The sequence below is a fragment of the Lactovum odontotermitis genome, assembly GCF_054658595.1.
Genome location: NZ_BAAGGQ010000018.1, coordinates 18,841 through 42,407, shown reverse-complemented (window position 1 = coordinate 42,407; position 23,567 = coordinate 18,841). Strand labels below are relative to the sequence as shown.

18 protein-coding genes and 1 tRNA gene are annotated in these 23,567 nt (G+C 45.5%); 15 read left to right on the top strand and 4 right to left on the bottom strand.

The annotated features are described in order from the left end of the window. The first annotated feature begins 141 nt into the window (after nt 1-141). From ACYQ2E_RS09440 to ACYQ2E_RS09390, 11 genes are all read left to right on the top strand, one after another. On the top strand, nt 142-1,626 hold the full coding sequence (locus ACYQ2E_RS09440) for a glycosyltransferase (protein ID WP_460017818.1): 1,485 nt from the start codon (nt 142-144) through the stop codon (nt 1,624-1,626). A 9-nt stretch (nt 1,627-1,635) separates the two neighbouring features. Further along, a complete protein-coding gene (locus ACYQ2E_RS09435; RefSeq protein WP_460017817.1) occupies nt 1,636-3,261 on the top strand; it encodes a glycosyltransferase family 4 protein in 1,626 nt (541 codons plus the stop codon). 38 nt (nt 3,262-3,299) lie between these two features. Next, nucleotides 3,300-4,916, top strand: coding sequence for an O-linked N-acetylglucosamine transferase, SPINDLY family protein (locus ACYQ2E_RS09430; RefSeq protein WP_460017816.1), 1,617 nt, complete (start codon nt 3,300-3,302; stop codon nt 4,914-4,916). 14 nt (nt 4,917-4,930) lie between these two features. Further along, nucleotides 4,931-6,619 (top strand): O-linked N-acetylglucosamine transferase, SPINDLY family protein, encoded by a 1,689-nt coding sequence (locus tag ACYQ2E_RS09425; protein WP_460017815.1) that lies wholly within the window; start codon nt 4,931-4,933, stop codon nt 6,617-6,619. A gap of 41 nt (nt 6,620-6,660) precedes the next feature. Continuing rightward, the gene (locus ACYQ2E_RS09420) at nt 6,661-7,434 is read left to right on the top strand and encodes a CatB-related O-acetyltransferase (RefSeq protein WP_460017814.1); all 774 of its coding nucleotides are present in this window, start codon (nt 6,661-6,663) and stop codon (nt 7,432-7,434) included. Between the two features lie 438 nt (nt 7,435-7,872). Beyond that, the gene (locus ACYQ2E_RS09415; protein WP_460017813.1) at nt 7,873-9,486 is read left to right on the top strand and encodes a GW dipeptide domain-containing protein; all 1,614 of its coding nucleotides are present in this window, start codon (nt 7,873-7,875) and stop codon (nt 9,484-9,486) included. 161 nt (nt 9,487-9,647) lie between these two features. Next, on the top strand, nt 9,648-10,667 hold the full coding sequence (gene hrcA, locus ACYQ2E_RS09410; protein WP_460017812.1) for a heat-inducible transcriptional repressor HrcA: 1,020 nt from the start codon (nt 9,648-9,650) through the stop codon (nt 10,665-10,667). 33 nt (nt 10,668-10,700) lie between these two features. Then, nucleotides 10,701-11,297, top strand: coding sequence for a nucleotide exchange factor GrpE (gene grpE / locus ACYQ2E_RS09405; RefSeq protein ID WP_460017811.1), 597 nt, complete (start codon nt 10,701-10,703; stop codon nt 11,295-11,297). A gap of 77 nt (nt 11,298-11,374) precedes the next feature. Continuing rightward, the gene (gene dnaK, locus ACYQ2E_RS09400) at nt 11,375-13,228 is read left to right on the top strand and encodes a molecular chaperone DnaK (protein WP_460017810.1); all 1,854 of its coding nucleotides are present in this window, start codon (nt 11,375-11,377) and stop codon (nt 13,226-13,228) included. 139 nt (nt 13,229-13,367) lie between these two features. Further along, nucleotides 13,368-14,192, top strand: coding sequence for a DUF4064 domain-containing protein (locus ACYQ2E_RS09395; protein WP_460017809.1), 825 nt, complete (start codon nt 13,368-13,370; stop codon nt 14,190-14,192). A gap of 1 nt (nt 14,193) precedes the next feature. Continuing rightward, the gene (locus tag ACYQ2E_RS09390; RefSeq protein ID WP_460017808.1) at nt 14,194-14,655 is read left to right on the top strand and encodes a hypothetical protein; all 462 of its coding nucleotides are present in this window, start codon (nt 14,194-14,196) and stop codon (nt 14,653-14,655) included. Here ACYQ2E_RS09390 and ACYQ2E_RS09385 read toward each other — a convergent pair. Next, nucleotides 14,648-15,868, bottom strand: a complete 1,221-nt coding sequence (locus tag ACYQ2E_RS09385) for a hydroxymethylglutaryl-CoA reductase (RefSeq protein WP_460017807.1) — start codon at nt 15,866-15,868, stop codon at nt 14,648-14,650. The genes ACYQ2E_RS09390 and ACYQ2E_RS09385 overlap by 8 nt on opposite strands. Further along, entirely contained in the window at nt 15,858-16,955 is a 1,098-nt protein-coding gene (locus tag ACYQ2E_RS09380; protein ID WP_460017806.1) for a thiolase family protein, read from the bottom strand. The genes ACYQ2E_RS09385 and ACYQ2E_RS09380 overlap by 11 nt, the downstream gene beginning before the upstream one ends. A gap of 58 nt (nt 16,956-17,013) precedes the next feature. On the opposite strand from ACYQ2E_RS09380, the gene ACYQ2E_RS09375 reads away from it, so the two are divergent. Beyond that, a complete protein-coding gene (locus tag ACYQ2E_RS09375) occupies nt 17,014-18,129 on the top strand; it encodes a hydroxymethylglutaryl-CoA synthase (RefSeq protein WP_460017805.1) in 1,116 nt (371 codons plus the stop codon). Here ACYQ2E_RS09375 and ACYQ2E_RS09370 read toward each other — a convergent pair. Beyond that, entirely contained in the window at nt 18,117-18,944 is an 828-nt protein-coding gene (locus tag ACYQ2E_RS09370) for a putative RNA methyltransferase (RefSeq protein ID WP_460017804.1), read from the bottom strand. The genes ACYQ2E_RS09375 and ACYQ2E_RS09370 overlap by 13 nt on opposite strands. A gap of 22 nt (nt 18,945-18,966) precedes the next feature. Here ACYQ2E_RS09370 and ACYQ2E_RS09365 point away from each other — a divergent pair, with 22 nt between their 5' ends. Together ACYQ2E_RS09365 and ACYQ2E_RS09360 are read left to right on the top strand one after the other, a co-directional pair. Next, nucleotides 18,967-19,587: a copper homeostasis protein CutC gene (locus tag ACYQ2E_RS09365; RefSeq protein ID WP_460017803.1), complete on the top strand. Its 621-nt coding sequence runs from the start codon at nt 18,967-18,969 to the stop codon at nt 19,585-19,587. Between the two features lie 84 nt (nt 19,588-19,671). Beyond that, nucleotides 19,672-21,411 (top strand): septation ring formation regulator EzrA, encoded by a 1,740-nt coding sequence (locus ACYQ2E_RS09360; RefSeq protein WP_460017802.1) that lies wholly within the window; start codon nt 19,672-19,674, stop codon nt 21,409-21,411. Between the two features lie 55 nt (nt 21,412-21,466). On the opposite strand, the gene ACYQ2E_RS09355 is transcribed toward ACYQ2E_RS09360, so the two are convergent. Then, a tRNA-Thr gene (locus ACYQ2E_RS09355) sits at nt 21,467-21,539 on the bottom strand. A gap of 646 nt (nt 21,540-22,185) precedes the next feature. On the opposite strand from ACYQ2E_RS09355, the gene radA reads away from it, so the two are divergent. After that, entirely contained in the window at nt 22,186-23,529 is a 1,344-nt protein-coding gene (radA, locus tag ACYQ2E_RS09350; protein WP_460017819.1) for a DNA repair protein RadA, read from the top strand. Nucleotides 23,530-23,567: the final 38 nt, after the last annotated feature.

Here is a 23,567-nt window from a genome sequence, read left to right as displayed (position 1 = left end):
TATATAAACTATATTGATAAGAAATTTCTCCACGTAAATCAAATTTATTCTCTCCTTTTTATCTGGTTTTAGAAGTCAATTCAATTTTCATTGAATCTATTTATAAGATAATCAGAGAATTAATGAACAAATGAGGTACCCATGAACTATTTTTTAAATGAGAATATTTTCACATTGAATTCCGGAACAGAATTTTCCGCAATTAAGCGCCTGCAGTTGTTCAAGAAAAATGGTCAGTCTGCACAGATTCTGACACGCAATTATAATACTAATAGTATGACTGACATTGAGCGCGCTGGTCTAGAACCATCTGATGTACTTAATATGTACGATTATTTTCAAGAAGTTGCAAATCAGCCTGAAATTGATGTCAACATACGTTATACCAGTGTGATTGATAAGAATCTGTATCATATTGAGGGACTTGATTCAAACGAGTCGCTGATTAAACATTATGGCAGGACGATTGCCAAGTCTGCTACTGTGGGGCTTATAAATTCTATAGACTGGTATAACGATAATATGGTTGTTGTGGCACGTGACATTTGGGATCGTCGCGGGTTTAAATCTTCTACGCAGTATTTTCACCCGGATGGCTCACAGGGGCCGCAGATTTTTTTTAATGCTAACGGGCAGCCAAAAATAGAGCTGATGCATATGAATATTAATGGTGCTTTGGCATCAACCTGCTGGAAACTTTTGGGCTATCAGGGGAAAGTTTGGAGCTTTAACACAGAAGAAGATTTTTTTGCTTTCTTCGCATCAGAATTAGCTAAGAAAGAGTCTTCCAGCTTCATTTGTGATTGCCCTTCTCTAACAGGTGCTTTACTAAAAATTGAAGGTGCAGCTGGTAAGTGGCAATATTTGCACAATATACACGATACCATAGATTATCAGGCTGCTCTCTCTCGTATCGCGGATAAGGTGGATGGCTTGATTGTACCAACCAGGCAGCAAAGGGAAGAAATTCAGAGACATTATAAATTTAAACTTCTTCTGGTTCTGCCGGACACTTATGCAGAAAAAGCAGCGGAATCCCCCCCTCTTTCACAGCAGCGCGAGCAGACGATTGTTTGTCTAGGTCCTGTTGCTTCAAATAAATGTTCCATTGATGCAGTGGATGTGCTGGCCATGGTTCATGAAAAGTTACCGCTTGTGAGGCTGAGTTATTATGGTTATGCTTCGCCTGCGGATTATGGGCAGCAGCTGGAAAAACGTGTGAAGGAACTGGGATTAGATGGCTTTGTTGACTTTCCAAAGTACAAGAGTGAGTCTGCACTGTCAAAAATTTTGCCAAAGGCTGGTGTTCTACTCAATATTTCAGATGGTGAAGCTTTCGGCATGAGTGTTTTGAAAGGAATGAGCTATGGCACACCGGTTATTGGTTACAAGGTCAAATATGGTTTGCCGGTTCTAATTACCAGTGGCCAGGAAGGGGAACTTGTACCATTTAGGAACCTGCAAGCTGTTGCAGCTGCAATTGTCAAACTATTGAGCCAGCCGGAATTACAGTTAGCTTATTCCAGGGCGGCTTATGAGCGCGCTCAGGCGTTCAGTGCTGAAAAAGCATGGCAAAAGTGGGATTCAACCCAACAGCTCGTGAATAATCTCTTTATGAAAGTGTAGGATAATTTTGTGAATTTTTTTATTAACGGAAGCTTTAGTAAACAGAATTCCGGGATTGAGCACGCCCAGTTAAAGCGTGCCCAGCTTTTTCGCAATCATGGCGAGCCATTTAAGCTAGTCTTTAGAGACTGGAATCCGCGTCTGCATTATTTTCTAAGTGAAGCTGGTGTGTCAGATGGTGAGATACTCTGCATGTTTGACTTCTTTCAGCGCTCTGAACAAATTGAGGATAAAATTCTGAATGTAGAAGATATTGACTTTGGGATTGACAACCTTTCCTACATTGAGGTGGAGAGGGAAACAACATATTTTGTAAAGAGAGATCAAACGCTAGTGGCACAAGTACGTTGTTTTCGGGATGAAGATAAGCTTCAGCATCGTGTATCATTAGTAGAACTTTTTGATGATTTTGGTAATCTTTATCGAGTTGACAATTATGATTCCCGAGGGTTTCTATCACTGGTACAGTGGTATACACCTGACAATAAGATTGGAACAGAAGTCTGGTATGATACCAGCGGAAAGCCAGTGCTTGAAACTTTCAACAAGATTGACGGTACTGGTCAGCTGGTTAAGACGGGTTGGCGCCTTACGTATGATGAAAATGGTGCAGTTTATATGTTCAGCAATATAGACGAACTGACTTTACATTTTTATAATCTGATTAATGCGAAATACTGGTCTGATGAAAAGTTGAATGTCTTTGTTCTGGATCGCACACATTTAGGAGACTGGTCATTATTGCAGCTGGAACGTCCTGCTTATACAGTATTGCACCTGCATAATGGTCATACAGGGGATTCTCAAGACGTAGTGCATTCTATCATGAATAATTGGTATGAATACGGCCTCACGAATATGAATCGTTATGATGCGGTAATTTCTGCAACGCAAAAGCAAACCAATGACATCATTGCACGATTCGATCCAAAGTGTCACATGTTCACAATTCCAGTTGGCGTAATTCCGGATGAAGTCTTTAGGGAGCCGCATGTGTCAATGGATGCGCGTAAGAAACATTCGGTACTGGTGACAGCTCGTGTGGCACCGGAGAAACGAATCGGCATGATTATCCGCGCAATTGGTGAAGCACGCCGGACAGTTCCTGATATTACACTTGATTTTTATGGCTTCGTTGATCACGGGAATAATGATGCAGCCCAAAAAGCAATTGATAGGGCAATCAAGGATTACAAAATGGAAGAGGCTGTTCGTCAACACGGCTATTCCGGAGATGTGTCAAGTTTACAAAGAGAATACCAGATTTATGGACTCTTTTCCACCATGGAAGGCTTTAATCTCTCACTGATGGAAGCTCAGAGTCATGGGATGGTTGCAGTAACAAACGATGTCAATTACGGGCCGAACGAGCTGACGGTTGATGGTGAGAACGGCTATATTGTCGGGTTTAATGATGTGAAAGCTTTCTCAGAACGGCTGGTCAAGCTCTTCACCGACGAAGAACTTCTGCAGCGTATGTCAGATTGTGCCTATGAGCTGTCTTTACGCTATTCTGAGGCCAGTGTCTGGAAAGCTTGGCGGGCGTTGCTTGACGATGCGAGCTCTAAGAAGTTCAGCTACATATCTGATATTACTAGAGGACTCGGTAATCAGATGATTAATGGCAGAGACTAATCCAAAAGTCTCCTGCTCAATCTAGATCAGGAATCACTATGAAAAATGATTTGCGCAAAACTTGTGATAACTCGATTTATCTCAAAAAGTTAAAATTAGCGGATGAAAGCTATGAAGCAAAAGAATATAAAGATGCGATTATCTTATATAACGAACTTTTTTCTTACTTGAATGAAGATTTCGCTCATGATTTACGTGAGCTCTATCGAAAATTAGCGGATTGTTATTATGCTTTGGAAGACTGGTCTCAGGCCCGGCTCTTTTATGAGCGCACGCTTGACTACTCAGACCGGAATTCCGCTATTTTTGCGCGTTTAGCATCATTGTATTATGCTTATGATATTGAAAAAGCCATTCCATATTACAAAGCGTCATTGAGGTTAAAGGCAAATGAAGCGACTTTCGGCAATATGTGCCTCTCAATCTTAAAATCTGTTAACTATAATCAGACAAAAATCAAGGAAGTGTTTGAATCAGGTGTTGACAAAATACGTCCTTTTGTCATGGGGAGGCAACGTCCTTATGAACATGTAAAAAGAGCCAAAAAAGTCGGGGAGAAGTTAAATGTTGCTTACCTTTCATCTGATTTTTATAGCCACGCCATGATGGAGTTTGTCCTTCCTCTTTTAGAGAATCACGATCAGACAGCTTTTAATTTTACTCTTTATTCCTGCAAAGCAATCAATGATACCACTACGAAAAGAATTAAGGAGACCGGTATTAACTTTGTGGATGTTTCTGACAGGACTGGCGCTCAAATCGCCCGTCGTATCTACAATGACCGAATTGATATCATTGTAGATCTAGGCGGACATACCCATGCCAGACGCGTCAATGCACTCTTTTTCACTCCAGCTCCCATCCAGATGCAGTATCTAGGATTTGTCAACACTTTGGGCATGAAAGAAATTGATTACATCTGGGCTGATGAATTTATGATTCCAAAAGACAAAGCAAACCTGTATACTGAAAAACCTTTCTATTTAAAATCCGGAATGCACCGCTTTGACTTTAATATGTCGGTGGAAAATTTCCCTGAAGTGGCGCCGCTTCCGTGTCTTGGAAATGGTTATATTACTTTCGGCAGTTTTAATGACATGTCGAAAATCTCCTTTACAACTTTAGATTTGTGGGCAAAACTCCTTCAACGTGTTGGAAATTCTAAGTTATTGATTTATCGTACGAAAAACTTGGAACAGGACAAAAAAGACTGGTTTGTTCAAGAATTTAAGAAACGCGGCATTACTAAAGATAGATTGATTTTAAGCAACGAAGTTTTCCCGTCACTCTTTTCCGCTTATTCGCAGGCAGATATCGGACTTGACACGACACCATACGGCGGATTAACCATCACGATTGAGCAGGCCTATATGGGACTTTCTGCAGTGACACTGGTAGGAGAGGGTATGCAGTCCAGAGGCACTGGCGCTGTGAACCGAGCGCTTCATCTTGAAGAGGAGCTGAATGCCTATTCGGAAGAAGAATATATCGAAAAGGCCAGTGCTCTGTCGCGAAATATTGAAAAATTAAACCTGATTCACACTGGCCTTCGGGAAAGATTGACAAGTTCGCCGCTTTTCACCGATCGTCGCGGTTTTGCACATGAAGTTGAAGATGGCTATCGCCATATTTGGACAAGGTATTTAAATTCGTAAAGAAAGCAGGGAAAATGACAACGAGCGAAGAAGAACGCCTGAAAAAACGCTGCAATGATCTGGAATTTCTGACGCTTATGCAGGCGGCGGACAAGATTTACCGGCATCAAAATCAGATGGGAGATAAAAAGCGCTCAAATGAGCGTGCAATTGAGATCTACCAGCTACTTTTTAGTTATATTGATGATAGTTTTGCTTGGGATAAGAGTGAACTTTATCGTAAGATAGGCAATTGCTACTATGCCATGGGCGACAGAGACCATGCCCGTATAAATCTGGAAAAAACGCTGAATTATTCGACAACAAATGCTGCAGTGTACAAACGTTTAGCTTCTATTTTTTATGCTTTTGATCAAGATAAAGCCATCGAATACAATAGCCGCGCGTTCACTCTGGACAATAATTTCGCGAATTACAGCAGCCGGAATTTCTTAACTCTTCAGACGGATGCTTACACGCCCAGGGGGGTACGAGAGAAGCTGGAAGAATATGCCTCAGGATGGCCGAGAAAATTTGCAGCCAATGGAACAGTTTATACACATGAACGATTAAAAGTGCGGGGTAAACTGAAGAAAGATAAAAAACTGCGGATTGCTTATCTTTCCTCAGACTTTTATAGTCATACTATGATGAGTTTTATCATTCCTTTGCTTGAACATCATGACAGGAGCAAATATGACATTACACTTTATTCAACGGTAACGCAGAAATATGACAAGGTCACCACTCGAATCATGAAACTCTGCAGTCGCTTCATAGACTGCTCGAGACTGAACAATTTTGAACTTGCTCAGCGGATTTATGAAGATGAAATCGATATTTTAATTGATTTGGGCGGCTTTACATATGGTCATAACCGCAGTTTTGCTTTGCTTTTCAGACCGGCCCCCATTCAGGTTCAGTATTTGGGTTTTCTGGGCACTTATGGATTTAAAGAAGTGGATTATATCATGACTGATAAGTATACAGTGCCCAAAGGCAGTGAGGATTTGTATACTGAGACGCCGATGTACATTGAAGCGGGCATGGAGCGGTTCGGTTTCATGCGGAAAACTGAGCTGCCTGATATTACTCCGCTGCCGATGGAGAAAAATGATTATGTCACTTTTGGTTCTTTTAATGACATTGCCAAGATCACAACAACAACCCTGCGTTTTTGGTCAAAGCTGATGGAAGCTGTGCCGACGGCGCACCTCCTGATTTACCGCTATGGTACACGACTGACACCAGACAAAATCGAGCAGCTTTACCAGCGTCTGGAGAATTTGGGAGTTGCGCGCGAACGGGTTGCGTTCTGTAAGGAGAAGCTGGATCCACATTACAAAGCTTATGATCTGGCTGATATCGGCTTAGATTCCATGCCGTTCGGCGGCTTATCGATTACGATTGAAGCACTGCACATGGGCCTACCGACGCTTTGCTGTCCCGGTGAAGCTTTTGCCTCACGCGGTACTGGGCGTGTCAATAAGATGTTAGGCATTGACGGCGTTTTCAATGCTTCTGACGAAGAGGACTTTGCGCGTAAAGGAGCGGTACTGGCGGCAGATTATGGGAAAATGCGTTATTATCGTGAAAATTTACGTAAAATCGTGCAGGCTTCGCCATTGACACAGGATTTGGACGGTTTTGCACGTTCAGTCGAGGCAGCCTATGTCAAAGCCTGGTGCAAATATGTAGACGAAAATTCCGCTGATAATAAATAACACAATTGCCCTATTCTGTAACGAATAAAACTGGAGATAAAATGGAACACCAAATAGAAGTAAGTGAAGCGCTCATCTCTCTTTTGAAGAGTAAACATATTTATGTACAGCGAGATCTTAACTACAATCGCTTTACTGGTTTTGTTCGTTTTGACGATAGTCTTGAAATTGAAGCTTACTCACAAATTTGCTACTCACGCGGACGGCTTTGGAGCATGGGAACGAGCTCTTATTCATATGGCAGTTCACTGCCATATTCTACACAAGTGGGCAGATTCTGTGATTTGTCTTCGAATATTTCAGTCTTCCCTTACGGACGTCATGATCCGCATCGTTTTACAATGTCGCCGATTGGTCTTTCTAATTATAGTGAAAGGGGTATTGTTCCAATGCAGAGAGGGATAGAGCCTAACGGCGGCTTTATACCAGCGCCTTTTGTTGAACAAAGACCGCCAATCGTAATTGGACATGATGTCTGGATTGGAGATGACGTGCGTATCCGGCCGGGAATTCATATCGGAAACGGCGCTTATATCGGAACGGGAGCTATTATTACTAAAGATGTCCCTGCTTACAGTATGGTTGCAGGAAATCCTGCGACTGTACATAAAAAGCGTTTTTCAGACGATGTGATTGATCAGCTTCAAAAGCTGGAGTGGTGGAACTATCCGTATTGGAATTTTAAGAATATTCACGGTGACGAGCCGATTTGGTCATTTATTGGTAAAATGTATGACTTGATTCATTCGGGGAAGATTCAGAAACATCAGCCGGAGAAATTGACGGCGAAAGATCTTCTACAGTTTGTAGAATGATTAAAAGAGTTTTGATGATGAAAAACTCACTCGGGAGATTTCCAGGTGAGTTTTTTGTTTTCTGCTTAAAAATCTGATTATAATTTTTGAAATCTTTACTTTGGTGTTATATAAGAGAGATATGAAAAACGATTTAAGCAGGAAGTGCGAGAACTCAATTTTCCAATTTACCTGAAAAAACTGAAACTAGCCGATGAAACATATACAGAAGAAGAATATAAAGATGCAATTGTTTTATACAATGAACTCTTTCCTTTTTCTTAAAGAACTAGGCAAATGGGAATAAATATAGGTGTTATTCTCAACGTTTGTGGTTTGTTGTATGAGAGCTTGATATAAAAAATTACAAATAAGTAATGGAAATGAGTTGACAAAGAATGGATGGCGATATAAAATGAAAACGTAACCATATAAATCTGGAATTTTTAGGAGGGATTTATGAAAAAGAAATTCTTGAGGCGTCTGATTGTATCTGTAGCAGCTGTTCTTGCTCTGGGAGGTGGAAGTTTTCTAGAACAGAGTCTATTCAGCAGTCATGACGTTGTAAAGGCAGCAACAACTGCCACTTACCCTTGGCCTTATTCATATGTAGGGCAGACGTCAGTAACTTATAAGGCAAAAGTGGTGACACAAGTCGATGGTCTGTTTACTCCGAGTTTGAGTGCTTCAGATCAGGTTTTGACAACCTCAAGTTATTATGGACAATCTGGATTTGTGGATGCAGAATGGGTAAACGGATCCGTTACTTGGGTGCGGATTGAGTTTATGGATGAAAATAAATTCTGGGTTGATAAGCATTCATTGGCACCAGAGCCCTTTTCATATACGGGCCAAACATTTGCAAATTATCAGGCAAAAGTGGTAACCCAAGCCGATGGTCTATTTACTCCAAGTTTAACTGCTTCAGACCAGGTTTTGACAGCCTCAAGTTATTATGGGCAAACCGGAACCGTGACTGCAGAGTGGGTAAATGGCTCCGTTACTTGGGCGCGGATTGCTTTTTCAGATGGTAGATCTTTTTGGATTGATAGACATTCACTACAAAAATCATACTATCAGGAGAGTGCAACCAGCTACACAGTTGATATGTCAGACGGTGAGTATTGGAAAGACTACATCACGAGCGGAACAAACACGGGTGCGCGTTTCTACACAATCAAAGCTGAAAATAAAAGCGCGATTAATGGTCAATATTATCCTTTGTTTAGCGGAGAATATGGTGATTATTCACATGTAGCGAGCCTCTCAAATACTCAAGGAGGAGTGTACTTTTTAGCGACTAAAGAGAAACAAGTTTCGGCGGGTGGATTTCTCGATACGGCAGTTTATTGTACTCCTGATAATGTTCACTGGTACTGGATTAATAAAAGTGCTTTTAGTGATGATGAATCCTTTAGTCATGATGGAATAACAGCGCATGCGAGCCTGAAAGGAACGGGAACTAATGGGGCAATAAAATGGTATGTCAGTCCGACAGATCCTTTGGCAGCTCAAATAAAAGCGGCGGTTGCACAATGGAATGTTTGGCTGCCAGGTACTTTTGAAGCAAGTCCTTCATCTTCGGCTACGAATGTCAATATTAATATTGATGAAGTAGACCTTGTAAAAACTTATAACTCTACCAATTACATGAACTACTGGGCTATGACGTATATGAATTGGGATTATTATCTTTCAAATGGTTTGATTGTGCAAGGCTCACAAAAAGTACAGATACTGTTAAATAATGGGGCAAGCACTTCAGGAGAAAATAATTTGGTTGCTCAAGCGTCCAATGATAGCCAAGGAGTAACTAACATTATTGAACATGAGATTGGTCATGCACTTGGACTTGATCATTCGAACGACTATCTCCCGACAAACAATTTGATGAATAGTTTTAGTAATGGGACAAGAGATTCAATGAATACCCTTTCTCAGCAACAGCTCAATGTTCTTAAGCTAATTCGCGGTCCGCTTAATTGGACTTATACTGGAATGACGAATAAGACAGCAACCTTAAAAGCAATGAATCCTGATATAGGCACTAGTCAGTCATTCAGCTGTAATTAACAAAATTACAAATATCAAAATTTAAATTAGCACTCTTGTTATTTGAGTGCTAATTTTCTTGACAAAGCGATTTTTCTTTGATATAATAAAAACATAGATTAGCACTCGGCCAAAAAGAGTGCTAATATGATGGTTCGATTGTCATGTGAAAGGAGGTTGTCATGCTTACAGACCGGCAAAAAGAAATTCTGGAACTGATTATCTCTCTGTATGCGCGCGAGCATACGCCAGTCGGCTCGAAGACGCTGCTGGATGCGGTGAAAGCCAGTTCGGCGACGATTCGCAACGATATGAAAGCGCTGGAAGAGCTGGGGCTGATTCAGAAGGAGCATACTTCAAGCGGCCGTGTACCTAGTATCGCCGGCTATGAGTATTACGTGAAAAATGACCTGCATCTGGAGAAAATCAGCGAGAGCGAGCTTTTCCATGTGATGAAAGCTTTTGACGGCGAATTTGTAAGGCTGTCGGACCTGCTGGAAACAGCGGCGAACACGCTGGCAAAATTGACCAATTTGAGCAGTTTTGTACTGAATGTCCCCCAGAAGGAACAAGAGCTGCAGAACTTCGAACTGGTGCTGATTGACGCCCATTCTGTCTTGGCAGTTTTCACTTTGTCGACGGGTGAGGTACGAACCAATCAGTTTGTCCTGCCGCGCTCTTTGAGTGAAAATGATTTGCTGATTATCAAGCGCATCGTCACGGAGCGCCTGCTCGGCAAGAAAATTCTTGACATCCACTACAGCCTCCGCACGGAAATTCCGCAGATTGTCAGCTCCTACTTTGTCAGCCCGGCCACGACAGATGTTCTGAAGGTCTTTGAAGTTATCTTTGATAAGATTTTTGATGAAAATGTTGTGTCTGCCGGCAGGGAGAAGCTTCTGACCAAATCTCAGGACTTTGCCAATGACCTGCTGATTGCCCAGGAGATTCGCCAGATTACGGACAACGATGAGCTCAGGACCGTCAAGTTTGATGACGCAAGCATTTTCAACGGATTGACCTTGATTGCCCAAAAATTCCTGATACCTTATCGGGGCTTGGGAACGCTGGCGCTGGTCGGCCCGGTTGAGCTCGATTACCGGCGGGTGATGAGCATAGCAGATTTGACCGCCAAAGTGCTGACCCTGAAGCTGACGGACTACTACAGGTATCTGGACGGAAATCATTACGAGATTCATTAGCATTGGGGAAAAGAAAGCTGCGCTGAAAACAAAATGACCGAAGAAAATAAAAAGTCCGAAAAACATACCCGGCCGCTGGCTGGAAGATTTAGAAGGAAAAAAATGACGGAAGAAGAAAAAAAAGACAAAGCTGTTGAAGAAACAGCTGCTGAATCCGAAGAGATTCTGGAAGAAGTCGTTGAAGAAGACCTGGACGTCCTTGCTCAGGTTCAAAAAGAGCGCGATGAGCTGGAAGACAAGTATCTGCGTGCGCATGCCGAGATGCAGAACATTCAGCGCCGCGCAACCGAAGAGCACCAGACCATGCTGAAATACCGCTCGCAGGATTTGGCCAAAGCCATTCTGCCGGCCCTGGACAACCTGGAGCGCGCCCTGGCGGTTGAAAGTCTGACAGACGACGTTCGCCGCGGCCTTGAAATGACGCAGGAGAGCTTAATCGCCGGACTCAAACAAGAGGGAATCACAGAGATTCCGACAGACGGCGAGTTCGACCCGAACTTCCACTTGGCAGTTCAAACCGTTGAAGCCGACGATGAACATCCGGCCAACCACATCCAGCAGGTCCTGCAGAAAGGCTACCAGCTGCATGAACGTGTCCTGCGGCCGTCAATGGTTGTCGTAGCACAATAAAATCTTGACCGCAATGTCATTAAACTATGAACGAGTATTAAAAATTACAATCGTTTTAAAGAAAGAGGAAATAAATTATGTCTAAAATTATTGGTATTGACTTAGGTACAACAAACTCAGCCGTCGCTGTTCTTGAAGGAACCGACGCAAAAATTATCGCCAACCCAGAAGGCAACCGCACCACGCCATCCGTTGTCGCATTTAAGAACGGTGAAATCCAGGTCGGCGAAGTCGCAAAACGCCAGGCCATCACGAATCCGAACACCATCAGCTCAATCAAGCGTCACATGGGCGAATCCGGCTACAAAGTAGAAGTCGAAGGTAAATCTTACACGCCACAGGAGATTTCTGCCATGATTCTGCAGAACCTGAAAGCCACAGCAGAAGCTTACCTCGGCGAAAAAGTTGACAAGGCTGTCATCACAGTCCCTGCCTACTTCAACGACGCACAGCGTCAGGCCACCAAAGACGCAGGTAAAATCGCAGGCCTTGAAGTTGAGCGTATCGTCAACGAGCCAACGGCCGCAGCACTGGCTTATGGTCTTGACAAACTTGACAAAGACGAGAAAATCATGGTCTTCGACCTCGGCGGCGGTACATTTGATGTCTCCATCCTTGAGCTTGGCGACGGCGTCTTTGAAGTAAAGGCCACAGCCGGTGACAACCACCTCGGCGGTGATGACTTCGACCAGAAGATTATTGACTGGATGGTAGCTGAATTCAAGAAAGAAAACAGCATTGACTTGTCTCAAGACAAGATGGCACTCCAGCGTCTGAAAGATGCCGCAGAGAAAGCCAAGAAAGACTTGTCTGGTGTCACTACAACCAACATCAACCTGCCATTTATTACAGCTGGCGCTGCAGGCCCGCTCCACTTAGACTTAACGCTCAGCCGTGCAAAATTTGACGAATTGACAGCTGATTTGGTGGAACGCACTCGCATTCCAGTGCAGAAAGCCTTGTCTGATGCTGGGATGAAAGCTTCTGACCTGGACGAAGTTCTGCTCGTCGGCGGTTCAACCCGTATTCCTGCCGTTGTGGAACTGGTCAAGAAAGAAACTGGCCATGAGCCGAACAAATCTGTTAACCCTGATGAAGTCGTAGCCATGGGCGCAGCCATTCAAGGCGGTGTCATCCAAGGTGACTTCGGTTCAGATATCGTCCTGCTTGACGTAACGCCTCTGTCGCTTGGTATTGAGACCATGGGCGGCGTCTTCACGAAGCTGATTGACCGCAACACGACAATCCCTACTTCGAAGAGTCAGGTCTTCTCAACTGCCGCTGACAATCAGCCTGCCGTTGACATCCACGTGCTTCAGGGTGAGCGTCCAATGGCCGCTGACAACAAGACGCTCGGACGTTTCCAGCTGACTGATATTCCAGCCGCACCACGCGGTATTCCGCAAATTGAAGTTTCCTTCGACATTGACAAGAACGGCATTGTGTCTGTACGTGCCAAAGACCTCGGCACTCAGAAAGAGCAGACTATCGTCATCAAGTCTAACTCCGGTCTGACCGACGAAGAAATCGAGAAGATGAAGAAAGACGCTGAAGTCAATGCTGACGCGGATGCTAAGCGTAAAGAAGAAGCTGATGTCAAGAACGAAGCTGAGCAGGTCATCTTTGCCACTGAAAAGACCATCAAAGAAACTGAAGGCAAAGGCTATGACACAGAGCGTGACGCGGCTCAAGCCGCTCTGGACGAGCTCAAGAAAGCTCAAGAGTCCGGAAATGTTGACGACATCAAGTCGAAACTCGAAGCTCTGAATGAAAAAGCGCAGAGTCTGGCAGTTAAGCTCTATGAAGATGCTGCCAAGGCACAGCAAGCTCAGCAAGGAGCTGCTGACGGTGCCGCTGCAGGAGCTGCAGATGCTGAGAAGAAATCAGACGACGACAAAAACGTTGACGGCGATTTTGAAGAAGTAAAATAATCTTTGAACATGTAAAATCTGAGTGAACTCAATTTGAGGACGCTCAGATTTTTTGCTTTGTGAAAAAAATCATGAAGATTGTAGGTTCAAGCTTCATGTGCTATAATTATATATTAAGAAATTATAAGGAGGGCAACTTATGTCCGCAAATAAAATTCTGGCGCTGATTGGCTCAATTTTCGCAACAATTTTTGCAATATTTTACTTTTTCATCGGTTTTGTGGGCGGTTTAGGAGCGCTGGCAGGGAACAGCTACAGATACAACTACTCTGATTATAGCGACTATACCTATAATACTATTTATGCCGTCGTAGGCGTCTTGTTCGTGGTAATGGCAATTATTGCTGTGGTAGCTGCGATTATTAACTGGGTGGCTTTCGCACATTTGGACACAGCGAAAGAAAAGCCGTGGAAAGTTTATTTCCTTGTGATGGGGATTTTATCCTGTCTCACGGTTTTTGGACTTGTCACAGCCTTCGAACTCATCCCAGGCGTTCTGTTCATCCTAGCTTTTGCACTCAAATCTTCAAAAACTGAGACCCAGCAGCCGCTTACGGCAGTTTCGGCCGCGCCTGCTGAGGAAGTGATTGCTCCGAGTCCGCATATTAATGAAACCAGTCCTGAATTGACTTCATTATCGGACGCGGACACTGCAGAAACTTCTGTGGCTGCAGCTGCGGCCGTGTCTGAAGCTGAAACTAGCCTTGTACCAGAAATATCAGAGCCCATCGAAGACAAAGAAAAAGAACTTCCCTCTGCTCCCGAAGAGCTTGAAATAGCAGAAGTTCCAGAGGCAGCTGAAGCTGAAATTGAAAGCGAAGCTGTTCCTCTTATATTATCATCAGTATCAGAAAGCGAAGTCGCATCTCTTGAGCCGAAAACAGACATCGCCTCTGAATCAGCAGAAAAAGAAGCATCGTTCGAATGGACCGAAGCCGTTTCCGATTCTGAAAAAGGAGAATAAAATGAGCACAAATAAGATTATGGCGCTGATTGGCAACATCCTGCTGACCCTGAACAATTTCATCGGCCTGCTCTGCATTGGCTTCGGCTTCGCAGTATTTGCGAACCTTTCAACCCTTAATACAAATTCTTTTTTGTCAAACGGCGACCAGCTCATCATGTCGCACGGTAACATCATTTTTTACTCAGCCGCAGATGACCTCACATCACGCTTTTCGCTAAATGAATACGTACCGGCAATTCTTACGATCCTCGCCGTCGTTGTCACAATCGTTGTGATTGTCAACATCTTCACCTGGATTGCCTTCGCCAAGATGGAAGGCCCGCACGGACGCGGCTGGAAAATCTTCCTGCTCATCATGGGCATCCTGAACATCGGCTCCTTCTTTGCCGGCATCTTCTTCATCCTCGCCTTCGCACTGAACTCGACGAAAAAGCCAGTAGAAAACACAACAATTAACTAACCGTTGTGTCCTCATTCCTTATTTCTTTAAGCAAACGCTGCGCTGTCTCAGTATTCATGAGCGCAGCCTTTTTTAATGCCCTGGTCAGACGCTCAATCTCTGAGCCCGCGGCCCCAACAGACAAAGCCAAGCTCCGGGCTTGAAGCGACATATGACCCGCCTGAATCCCCCTAGTTACCAGTGCCTTAAGTGCAGCCAGATTATTGGCCAAACCAACGCTAGCAATGATGCTGGCGAGTGTCTCAGCGTTCGGATTGCCGAGCAGCTCATGACTGGCTCTGGCTTTGGGAAGCACGTGCGTGGCGCCGCCTGCCGCGGCAATCGGCAAAGACAGCGTGATGACACCGACCAGCTCATCATCTTCGATGAACCAGCGGCTAAAGGCCTGATGAGAATCCTCAGCCGCATAAATAGCAGCCGCAGCTCCTCTGGAATCATTGCCAGTAGCGAGCACCACCGCCTCAACGCCGTTCATGATGCCTTTGTTATGAGTGGCGGCACGAGCCGAGTCGATTTGAGCAAAATCAGAAGCTTTGCCAACTTTTTCAGCGACAGACCAGCCGATTTTGTCCAGCGGAATCCGAGTTTCCACCGTTGTCCGGCAGTGACAGTTCTCGTTGGTCAGAATCGCGAAGAGAATCTTTTCGCTCGGGAAAACTTCACGGAAGTAGCCGGCAATGGCCTCGAGAATGGTATTGATGATGTTGGCGCCCATGGCGTCTTTTGTGTCAAAAGTAAAATCTACAGATAGATAGTTTTTGTATGCTTTACAGCTGAAATCCTTTAGCCCGCCGCCGCGTTTGTAAATACTTGGATAGGCAGATTCGGCAATCCGGAAGATTTCTGTCTGCTGTTTTTCGACATTTTCGGCAAGTTTGTCCGTATCAGGAACATCATAAAAGACAATTTGCCCTGACATGAGCCGCTCGCTGCGAGTGGTTGTGAATTCACCGCACAATTTGGCGCCGTTGTTGGCCGCAGCAACGACCGAAGGCTCTTCAGTGGCCATGGGAACGGCGTAGTCTTTGCCGTCAACCCTGATGAAGCAGACACCCAGCGGGATTTCAATCGCTGAAATCTGATTTTCCGTCAGATTCCCGGCAATCTCCGGCTCCAGCGCCGTATTTTCAAAAATCTGCCGAGTTTCAGCAGATAATTTAAGTGCGTCAAGCCGCTCTGTAAGCGACATTTGGTAGAATTTTCTATCCGGCATAATGTGGATTCTCCAGAAGAACGGCAATTCCCAGACCGCCGCCGATGCAGAGGCTGGCAATGCCATAGTGCTCGTTGTTGTCAACCAGCTGATGGCTCAAAGTGACCAATAAGCGTGCGCCGGAAGCTCCCAGCGGGTGACCGATGGCAATGGCGCCGCCCTTGACATTGACTTTGGCGCGCTCAAGACCCAGCTCCTGCTCGATAATGAGGCTGGAGCCGGCAAAAGATTCATTGATTTCAAAGCGGTCAATCTGCTCTTTGGACAGATTAACTTTTTCCAGTAATTGTGTGATGGCTGTGACTGGGGAGACGCCCATTCTTTCTGGGGCTGTGGCGATTTCTACGGATTCTTTGATGACGGCCAGATAATCTAGATGGCGCTCGTCCGCATATTCACGGCTGGCCAGGAGCAAGGCTGCGGCCCCGTCGTTGACTGAGGAAGCATTGCCCGCAGTAATCGTGCCGTCCTCGGCAAAGACGGTACGCAATTTGCTGAGTTTTTCAAGATTGCTGTCCGCCCGCGGGCCTTCGTCCGCTTTGAGGTCGCCCAGCGGGATAATCTCTGTCGAGAAATCGGACTGGAGCGCCTTTTGATGCGACTCGAGCGCGAGCTGGTCTTGGGCTGCGCGCGTGATGCCGAACTCCTGGTTGAGCTTTTCGACCGTTTCGCCCATGGGGATGTCGAAGAAAGCGTCGGTCAGGCCGTCAATCTGCATGGTTTCAGCATTTGACATGGATTCGGTGCCGCCGGCGAGGACAATTTTTGCCTCGTCAAGCGCGATGGACTGACGTGCCAGGAGCACTGCTTTGAGGCCGGAGCCGCAGACTTCATTGATGGTAAAAGCCGGCACTTCATCGGAGAGACCAGACTTGATGGAGATTTGGCGGGCAATGTTCTGGCCCAGGCCTGCCGTCAGAACAGAGCCGAAAATCGCTTCATTGATGTCAGATTTAACAGCAGCATGGCGCTCAATCAGCGCTTTGGACACAGCTGTCGCGAGCTCGACGCTGCTTAAGTTTGACAAGGAACCATTATATTTGCCGAACGGTGTACGCAGGGCATCTAAGATAATAACATCTTTCATAGAACTCTATTATAACACATCCGAGAAAATGCCGTATTAGTTGTGCTATAATCAAGGTATGCAAATAGGAATCGACAAAATAAGTTTTTATATACCGAATCGCTACATTGAGATGACCGATCTGGCCGAGGCGCGCGGCGTAGACCCGGCCAAGTTCCATATCGGGCTGGGACAGGACCAGATGGCAGTCACGACAGCGAGCGAGGACATCATTACTTTGGCGGCCAATGCGGCAGAGCAGATTTTGACCGCTGAGGATAGGAACGCGATTGATTTAGTCATCGTAGGCACCGAGTCCAGCGTGGATGAATCCAAAGCCGCAGCAGTTGTCCTGCATGATTTACTCGGCATTCAGCCCTTTGCCAGAGCCTATGAAATCAAAGAAGCCTGTTACGGCGCCACTGCAGCCCTGCAGCAGGCCAAGCAGTACGTCGCAGCCCATCCTGAGCGTAAAGCCCTGGTCATTGCCAGCGACATTGCGCGTTACGGCCTGAACTCGGGCGGCGAGCCCACACAAGGTGCAGGCGCTGTGGCCATGCTGGTTTCGGCCAATCCTGGAATCTTAGCGCTGGAAAACGACTCAGTGCCGCTGACGCAGGATATCTATGACTTCTGGCGGCCGACCGGCGAAGCATTTCCCCGCGTCGAAGGCAAATTGTCCAATGAGACTTATATTAACAGTTTTGCGCGCGTCTGGGAAGAGTACAAACGTCGGACAGGTCTTGATTTCAGCGATTTTGCCGCGCTGGCTTTCCATACACCTTACACCAAAATGGGCAAAAAAGCCCTGCAGCCTTTGACAGATGATGCGCACTTGTTTGCAGAATTTGAAAAAGCGATTGCTTACAATCGCCGAGTGGGAAATCTTTACACCGGTTCACTTTATCTGAGCCTGATTTCGCTGCTGGAGAATTCTTCAGATTTGACGGCCGGCGACCGCATCGGACTGTTCAGCTATGGCTCAGGCACAGTGGCCGAATTTTTCAGCGGGAAACTGGTCGCAGGATTTGAGAAAAATCTCAGGACTGAGGCGCATCGCCAGCTGCTGGATTCACGGCAGTCGCTGACAGTTTCAGAGTATGAGCGAATTTTCAGCTCAACGGAAATCCTGCCGAGCAGCGAAAAGTTCAGTCTGCGTGAAATTACAGACGGCGTGCGTTTTTATAACAACTGACTAATTAGGAGCTGCAGATGAACTGTGGCTCTTTTTGGCGGATTCTGCATGGCGTTGGCCTTAACATCCTCAGAAACCGCCCATTCTAAGGGGCTCATTGCCAGGAAATCTGTTCTCAGCTTTTCCGGGATGTCATATTCATAATAGATTTCGTGCTGCTGGAAATCTGGAAATTCCTGTGCAAAACGTGCAATCACGGCAGAGTTGTCGTGGTCAGCCGGCAGTCCGTAAACTTGGCGCAATTCCTGCAGGTAAAGCTTATCAGGCACGACCTTAATTAAACGGCCGTCCGCGGCCAGAACCCGCTTGAATTCCGCGTAATTCGACGGGGTCAGGATATTCAGGACAGTCGACATAGAATTGTCCGCAAAGGGCAAATTGGTCAAATCAGACAAACTAAGAAAACTGTCCATATCCAGCTCAGTGGCCATCTCAATCCCGTCTTTGGCAATGTCGAAGGCGAATTTAGCGCCAGTACCAAACTGTAAAAGCTGCAGAAAACTGCCTTCGCCCGTACCGACATCCAGCAGACTATCACCGCTCAGATAAGGCTGTATCTCCGCCAGCAGCCCATCGTACATGCCGCTCTGAATCAGGCGGCGGCGCGGCTCAAACATCTTCCGAGTATAATGACGCGTGTCTGGCGCCGTCTGCAGAAAATTGACATAACCCTTTTTATTCAAATTAAAAGTGTGGCGCGAAACACAGACCAGAGAATTGCCGATTAAAGTCAAATTTTCACGGCAAATCGGGCAGCGAAATTTTGTCACATTTTTGTTAAGGAAAAGTCGTGCTTTTTCAATCTTTTTTAGCATAAAACTATGATACAATAATTTTATGATTATACGCGAATTTTGTGCCGAAAATTTTACTGATATTCCGCGCGCCGTTCTGGCTGGTGCTGAGCGCATCGAGCTTTGTGACAATTTGGCCGTGGGCGGAACAACCCCGTCTTATGGCGTGATTGCTCAGACGGCCGATTATTTGAAAGACTCGCAAAGTCTGCTGGCCGTGATGATTCGTCCGCGAGGCGGTGATTTTGTTTACAACTCACACGAATTGAAAATCATGGAGCTGGACATTCTCAAAGCAGTTGAAGCTGGGGCTCAAGCTCTGGTTTTCGGCGCTCTGACCGAGGAAAATGAAATTGACGCAGAAGCAATGAACACGCTGGTTATTGCCAGTCAGGGGCTTCCTGTCACTTTCCACATGGCTTTTGACGAAATCGAGGAGCCGTTTGCAGCAATTGATTTGCTGGCCGAGGCCGGGATTGCCAAAATTTTAAGTCACGGCGGACCATTAACAGAGCCTTTGAATACGAACTTGCTTAAAGAGTTAATTCGCTATGCTGACGGCCGCATTGACATCATGATTGGCGGCGGAGTGACTGCGGAAAATTCAGCCGAATTAGCCGAATTGACGGGTGCAACTTTTGTTCACGGCACGAAAATTATTTGAGGAAAAGGTCTGACTTATTAGACAATTTTCTTAAAAACTATGCTATAATTGAACTAATACAGATTCATCAGGGAAAGAATTTTTATGTCAACCACTATAATTATTGTTTTAGTTATTATCGCCGTTTTGATTGTCGGATTTTATGTTTATTCGATGATTCGCCGCCGCCAGACGGAAGGACTCATCATTGCACTCGAGGAGCGCAAAGAGGAGCTTTTTGACTTGCCTATACAAGATGAGTTTGATAAAGTGAAATCAATGCACTTGGTGGGGCAGTCGCAGAAAGTTTATCGCGAGTGGCATCAGAAATGGGTGGACTTGTCGCAGAACTCTTTTGCCGAGCTGGAAAATAGCATTTTTGAAGCTGAGCAGCTCAATGACAGTTTCCGCTGGGGCAGAGCGAAAGACTCTGCGCTTGAGGCTGAGTCGCTGATTAAGATGATGGAGACTGACGCGGATGCAATCCGCAACGGCCTGAATGAATTGATGGAGCAGGAGCGTTATAATTCCACGAAGATTCAAGATGCGCTGGACATGTACGACAAGCTTCGTAATCACATTGCTGACAATGCGGAACATTATGGCTCGACGATTGGCATGATCGAGGAATCACTCAGCAATATTGAAACTGAGTTCAATCAGTTTGTAGAGTTAAACTCCAAAGGGGACCCTGTTGAGGCGGCGGAAATTCTGGAAATTGCTGAGGAGCATACCATCGCTTTGAATAACATTACTGAGCGCATTCCCGAAATCATCCATCTGGTCGATGATGACTACGAAAAGCAGCTGACCGAGCTGGAAGAGAATTATAAAGATTTTACCGAAAAGAACTACAAGTTCCCGGAAACTTTCAATCTTGAGCAGTCCATTAAAAATGTCCGCAGCCGTCTGAAGGAAACCAAAGAAAACCTGGAGCGTTTTGAGCTGGATAGGGCGGAGAGCCTGCTTCAGGAGACCAAGCAGCAGATTAACGGCCTTTATGACATTTTTGAAAAAGAATACAGCGGCCGTAAGAGTTTTGAGAAAAATGCGCCGATTCTTAAGCCCTATATTGAGCACACGCGTGAGAATAACCGCAGTCTTCTGCTGGAGATTGACCATGCATTGCAGGCTTATATCTTACCAGATAACGAGAAAGCCGGCGTTCGCACGTCTCAGCTGCGTTTGGACGACTTGGAAGTTGAAGCAGATAATATTCTGAAACTGAAAGACAATCAAGTTCAAGAACAGCCTTATTCAATGATTAACCGACGTGTCAATGCTGTTATCGCCGCGCTTCAGGAGATTGAAGAGCAGCAGCTGCAAGTCAATGAGAAAATCACCTCGCTGTCGCAAGATGAGAAAAAAGCGCGTGAAACAGCACAAGATTTGGACACACGCATTCGCATGATTAAGCGTTTCGTTGAAAAACGTAACTTGCCGGGACTTCCGACAGCTTACCTGGACCTATTCTTTACCGTCAGCAGCCAAGTTGAAAAACTCTTCAAAGAGATGGATAAAGTCCGCATCAACATGGAAACCATCAAACACATGACAGATTTGGCAAAAGAACAGCTTGACCGCCTCAAGAATGAAACCGACAAGCTGGTTGACAACGCAGCATTGGCAGAACAGCTCATGCAATATGCCAATCGTTTCAAATCAACCAATTCGAATGTGGCAAATGCCATGGAACGTGCATTAATCCTATTCGAGCGCGATAGAGATTATACCGCTTCATTCAATACTATTTCCGCCGCAATTGAAGAAGTTGACCCAGGAGCAACAGAGCGTATCGTCAATGTTTACGAGAGCACAAAGACCGTTCCTGAATATCGTCTATGATAAAAAACCTGTCAGTTCTGACAGGTTTTCTAGACTTATTGAAATGATACTAATTTGCCATTGATGTGAATCGAACACACGACCTTCACCTTACCATGGTGCTGCTCTACCGACTGAGCTACAACGGCGATATGCGAGTGTAGACCGCCGAATGGCAGTTACACTGGGTATGTAGTTTTACGTCCGCCCTCAGTCGGTGAGCAGCGAGAAGATGATTTGCTTCGCAAATCTTTATCCATTACCTCGAAGCGGTGCTTCGAGCTCTACCGACTGAGCTACAACGGCTATATAGTGTGGACTGCCGAGTTGGAGTTCACACTGAATATTTAGTTTTACGTACGCTCACAGTCGGTGAGCAGCGAGTGGATGATTTGCTTCGCAAATCTTTATCCGGAACCTCGAAGCGTTGCTTCGAGCTCTAGCGACTGCAGCTACAACGGCGATATAGTGTGAAACTGCCGAATGAGCGCTCTACATTGAGTATTTAACTTTAAGTAGCAGCGAGCGGAATCTTTATCAGTGCTTTGAGTTCCACCAACTGAACCGTAACGGCTACATAAATTGCTTCAATGAAGCTACTTGTCTATTTTATCAAAATATTTTTTTCTGTCAAATTTGAAACTTTTTGTTGAGATTTTTGATGGAAATTTTGTAACATTTATGTATATTTTACGTATTATTAATTAAGGGGCTGATACGGAGTACTTTATCCGAACGCTTGTCACAACTAGTATTCCAAAGGAGAGAATTTTGCCGAAATCTAAATCAAAATCAATGTTTGTCTGTCAGAACTGCGGCTATAAGTCGCCGAAGGAGCTTGGGCGCTGTCCGCATTGCGGGGAATGGGCTTCTTTTGTTGAGGAAGTTGAAGTTAAAGAAGTGCCAAATGCCCGTAAGACGCTGTCAGGTGAAAAGTCTCGGCCGATTAAGCTGGGTGAGGTCAACAGAGAGGATGTTCCTCGTGTTGAGACAGACTTGGATGAGTTTAATCGTGTCTTGGGCGGAGGTGTTGTACCGGGTTCTCTGGTGCTAATTGGCGGAGACCCGGGAATCGGAAAATCAACGCTGCTCTTGCAGGTTTCAGCTCAACTGGCGACTCGCGGTGAGGTGCTCTATGTCAGCGGCGAGGAATCCGCGCAGCAGATTAAGCTGCGCGCTGAGCGTTTGACAGATGACAAGGAGGCGGATTTCTATGTCTATGCGGAAACAAATATGGCCGCGGTACGTCAGGAAATTGAGCGCTTGAATCCGAATTTCCTGATTATTGATTCAATCCAGACAATCATGTCGCCGGAGATTGAGTCCACTCAGGGCAGCGTTTCCCAGGTGCGGCAGGTCACAAATGAGCTCATGCAGATTGCTAAAATGAACAATATTGCCGTCTTTATTGTCGGCCATGTCACGAAAGAGGGCACGCTTGCAGGCCCGCGGACTTTGGAGCATATGGTGGATACGGTTTTATATTTCGAGGGCGAGCGCCAGAATTCTTTTCGGATTCTGCGGGCGGTGAAAAATCGTTTCGGCTCAACCAATGAAATCGGAATTTTTGAAATGCAGACCAGCGGCCTGCGCGAAGTCCTTAACCCGTCAGAAGTTTTTCTGAGTGAACGCTTGGAGGGCGCAACTGGCTCAGCAATCGTAGCTGCGCTTGAGGGAACACGGCCGATTTTAGTGGAGATTCAGGCGCTGACGACGCCGACCTTGTTTGGCAATGCCAAGCGAACTGTCTCAGGCGTGGACTATAATCGTGTTGGTCTGATTTTGGCAGTACTGGAAAAGCGGGCAGGGCTTCTCATGCAGAATCAGGATGCTTTCCTCAAATCTGCCGGCGGTGTCAAAATTGATGAACCAGCCATTGACTTGGCGATTGCGGTCGCACTTGCTTCTAGCTACAAAGACCAGCCGACAAATCCGTCAGAATGCTTCATCGGAGAAATCGGACTGACCGGCGAAATTCGTCGGGTTGTGCGTTTGGAACAGCGCATCTCGGAAGCAGCCAAATTGGGCTTTAAGAAAGCTTACGTGCCGAAATCGGCGCTGGACAATCTTAGTATTCCTAAAAGCATAAAGGTTATTGGGGTTGAGACAATTTCCGAGGTTTTAAAACTCATTTTCTAAGCTTATTGCTTATATTTCCAGCACAGGAGCTTAGGTCA

Bases quoted from the DNA above. Each gene is read 5' to 3' on its own strand.
- ACYQ2E_RS09440 (WP_460017818.1), top strand. From the start codon at position 142: ATGAACTATTTTTTAAATGAGAATATTTTCACATTGAATTCCGGAACA.
- ACYQ2E_RS09430 (WP_460017816.1), top strand. From the start codon at position 3,300: ATGAAAAATGATTTGCGCAAAACTTGTGATAACTCGATTTATCTCAAA.
- ACYQ2E_RS09425 (WP_460017815.1), top strand. From the start codon at position 4,931: ATGACAACGAGCGAAGAAGAACGCCTGAAAAAACGCTGCAATGATCTG.
- ACYQ2E_RS09420 (WP_460017814.1), top strand. From the start codon at position 6,661: ATGGAACACCAAATAGAAGTAAGTGAAGCGCTCATCTCTCTTTTGAAG.
- ACYQ2E_RS09415 (WP_460017813.1), top strand. From the start codon at position 7,873: ATGAAAAAGAAATTCTTGAGGCGTCTGATTGTATCTGTAGCAGCTGTT.
- hrcA (WP_460017812.1), top strand. From the start codon at position 9,648: ATGCTTACAGACCGGCAAAAAGAAATTCTGGAACTGATTATCTCTCTG.
- grpE (WP_460017811.1), top strand. From the start codon at position 10,701: ATGACCGAAGAAAATAAAAAGTCCGAAAAACATACCCGGCCGCTGGCT.
- dnaK (WP_460017810.1), top strand. From the start codon at position 11,375: ATGTCTAAAATTATTGGTATTGACTTAGGTACAACAAACTCAGCCGTC.
- ACYQ2E_RS09395 (WP_460017809.1), top strand. From the start codon at position 13,368: ATGTCCGCAAATAAAATTCTGGCGCTGATTGGCTCAATTTTCGCAACA.
- ACYQ2E_RS09390 (WP_460017808.1), top strand. From the start codon at position 14,194: ATGAGCACAAATAAGATTATGGCGCTGATTGGCAACATCCTGCTGACC.
- ACYQ2E_RS09385 (WP_460017807.1), bottom strand. From the start codon at position 15,868: ATGCCGGATAGAAAATTCTACCAAATGTCGCTTACAGAGCGGCTTGAC.
- ACYQ2E_RS09380 (WP_460017806.1), bottom strand. From the start codon at position 16,955: ATGAAAGATGTTATTATCTTAGATGCCCTGCGTACACCGTTCGGCAAA.
- ACYQ2E_RS09375 (WP_460017805.1), top strand. From the start codon at position 17,014: ATGCAAATAGGAATCGACAAAATAAGTTTTTATATACCGAATCGCTAC.
- ACYQ2E_RS09370 (WP_460017804.1), bottom strand. From the start codon at position 18,944: ATGCTAAAAAAGATTGAAAAAGCACGACTTTTCCTTAACAAAAATGTG.
- ACYQ2E_RS09365 (WP_460017803.1), top strand. From the start codon at position 18,967: ATGATTATACGCGAATTTTGTGCCGAAAATTTTACTGATATTCCGCGC.
- ACYQ2E_RS09360 (WP_460017802.1), top strand. From the start codon at position 19,672: ATGTCAACCACTATAATTATTGTTTTAGTTATTATCGCCGTTTTGATT.
- radA (WP_460017819.1), top strand. From the start codon at position 22,186: ATGTTTGTCTGTCAGAACTGCGGCTATAAGTCGCCGAAGGAGCTTGGG.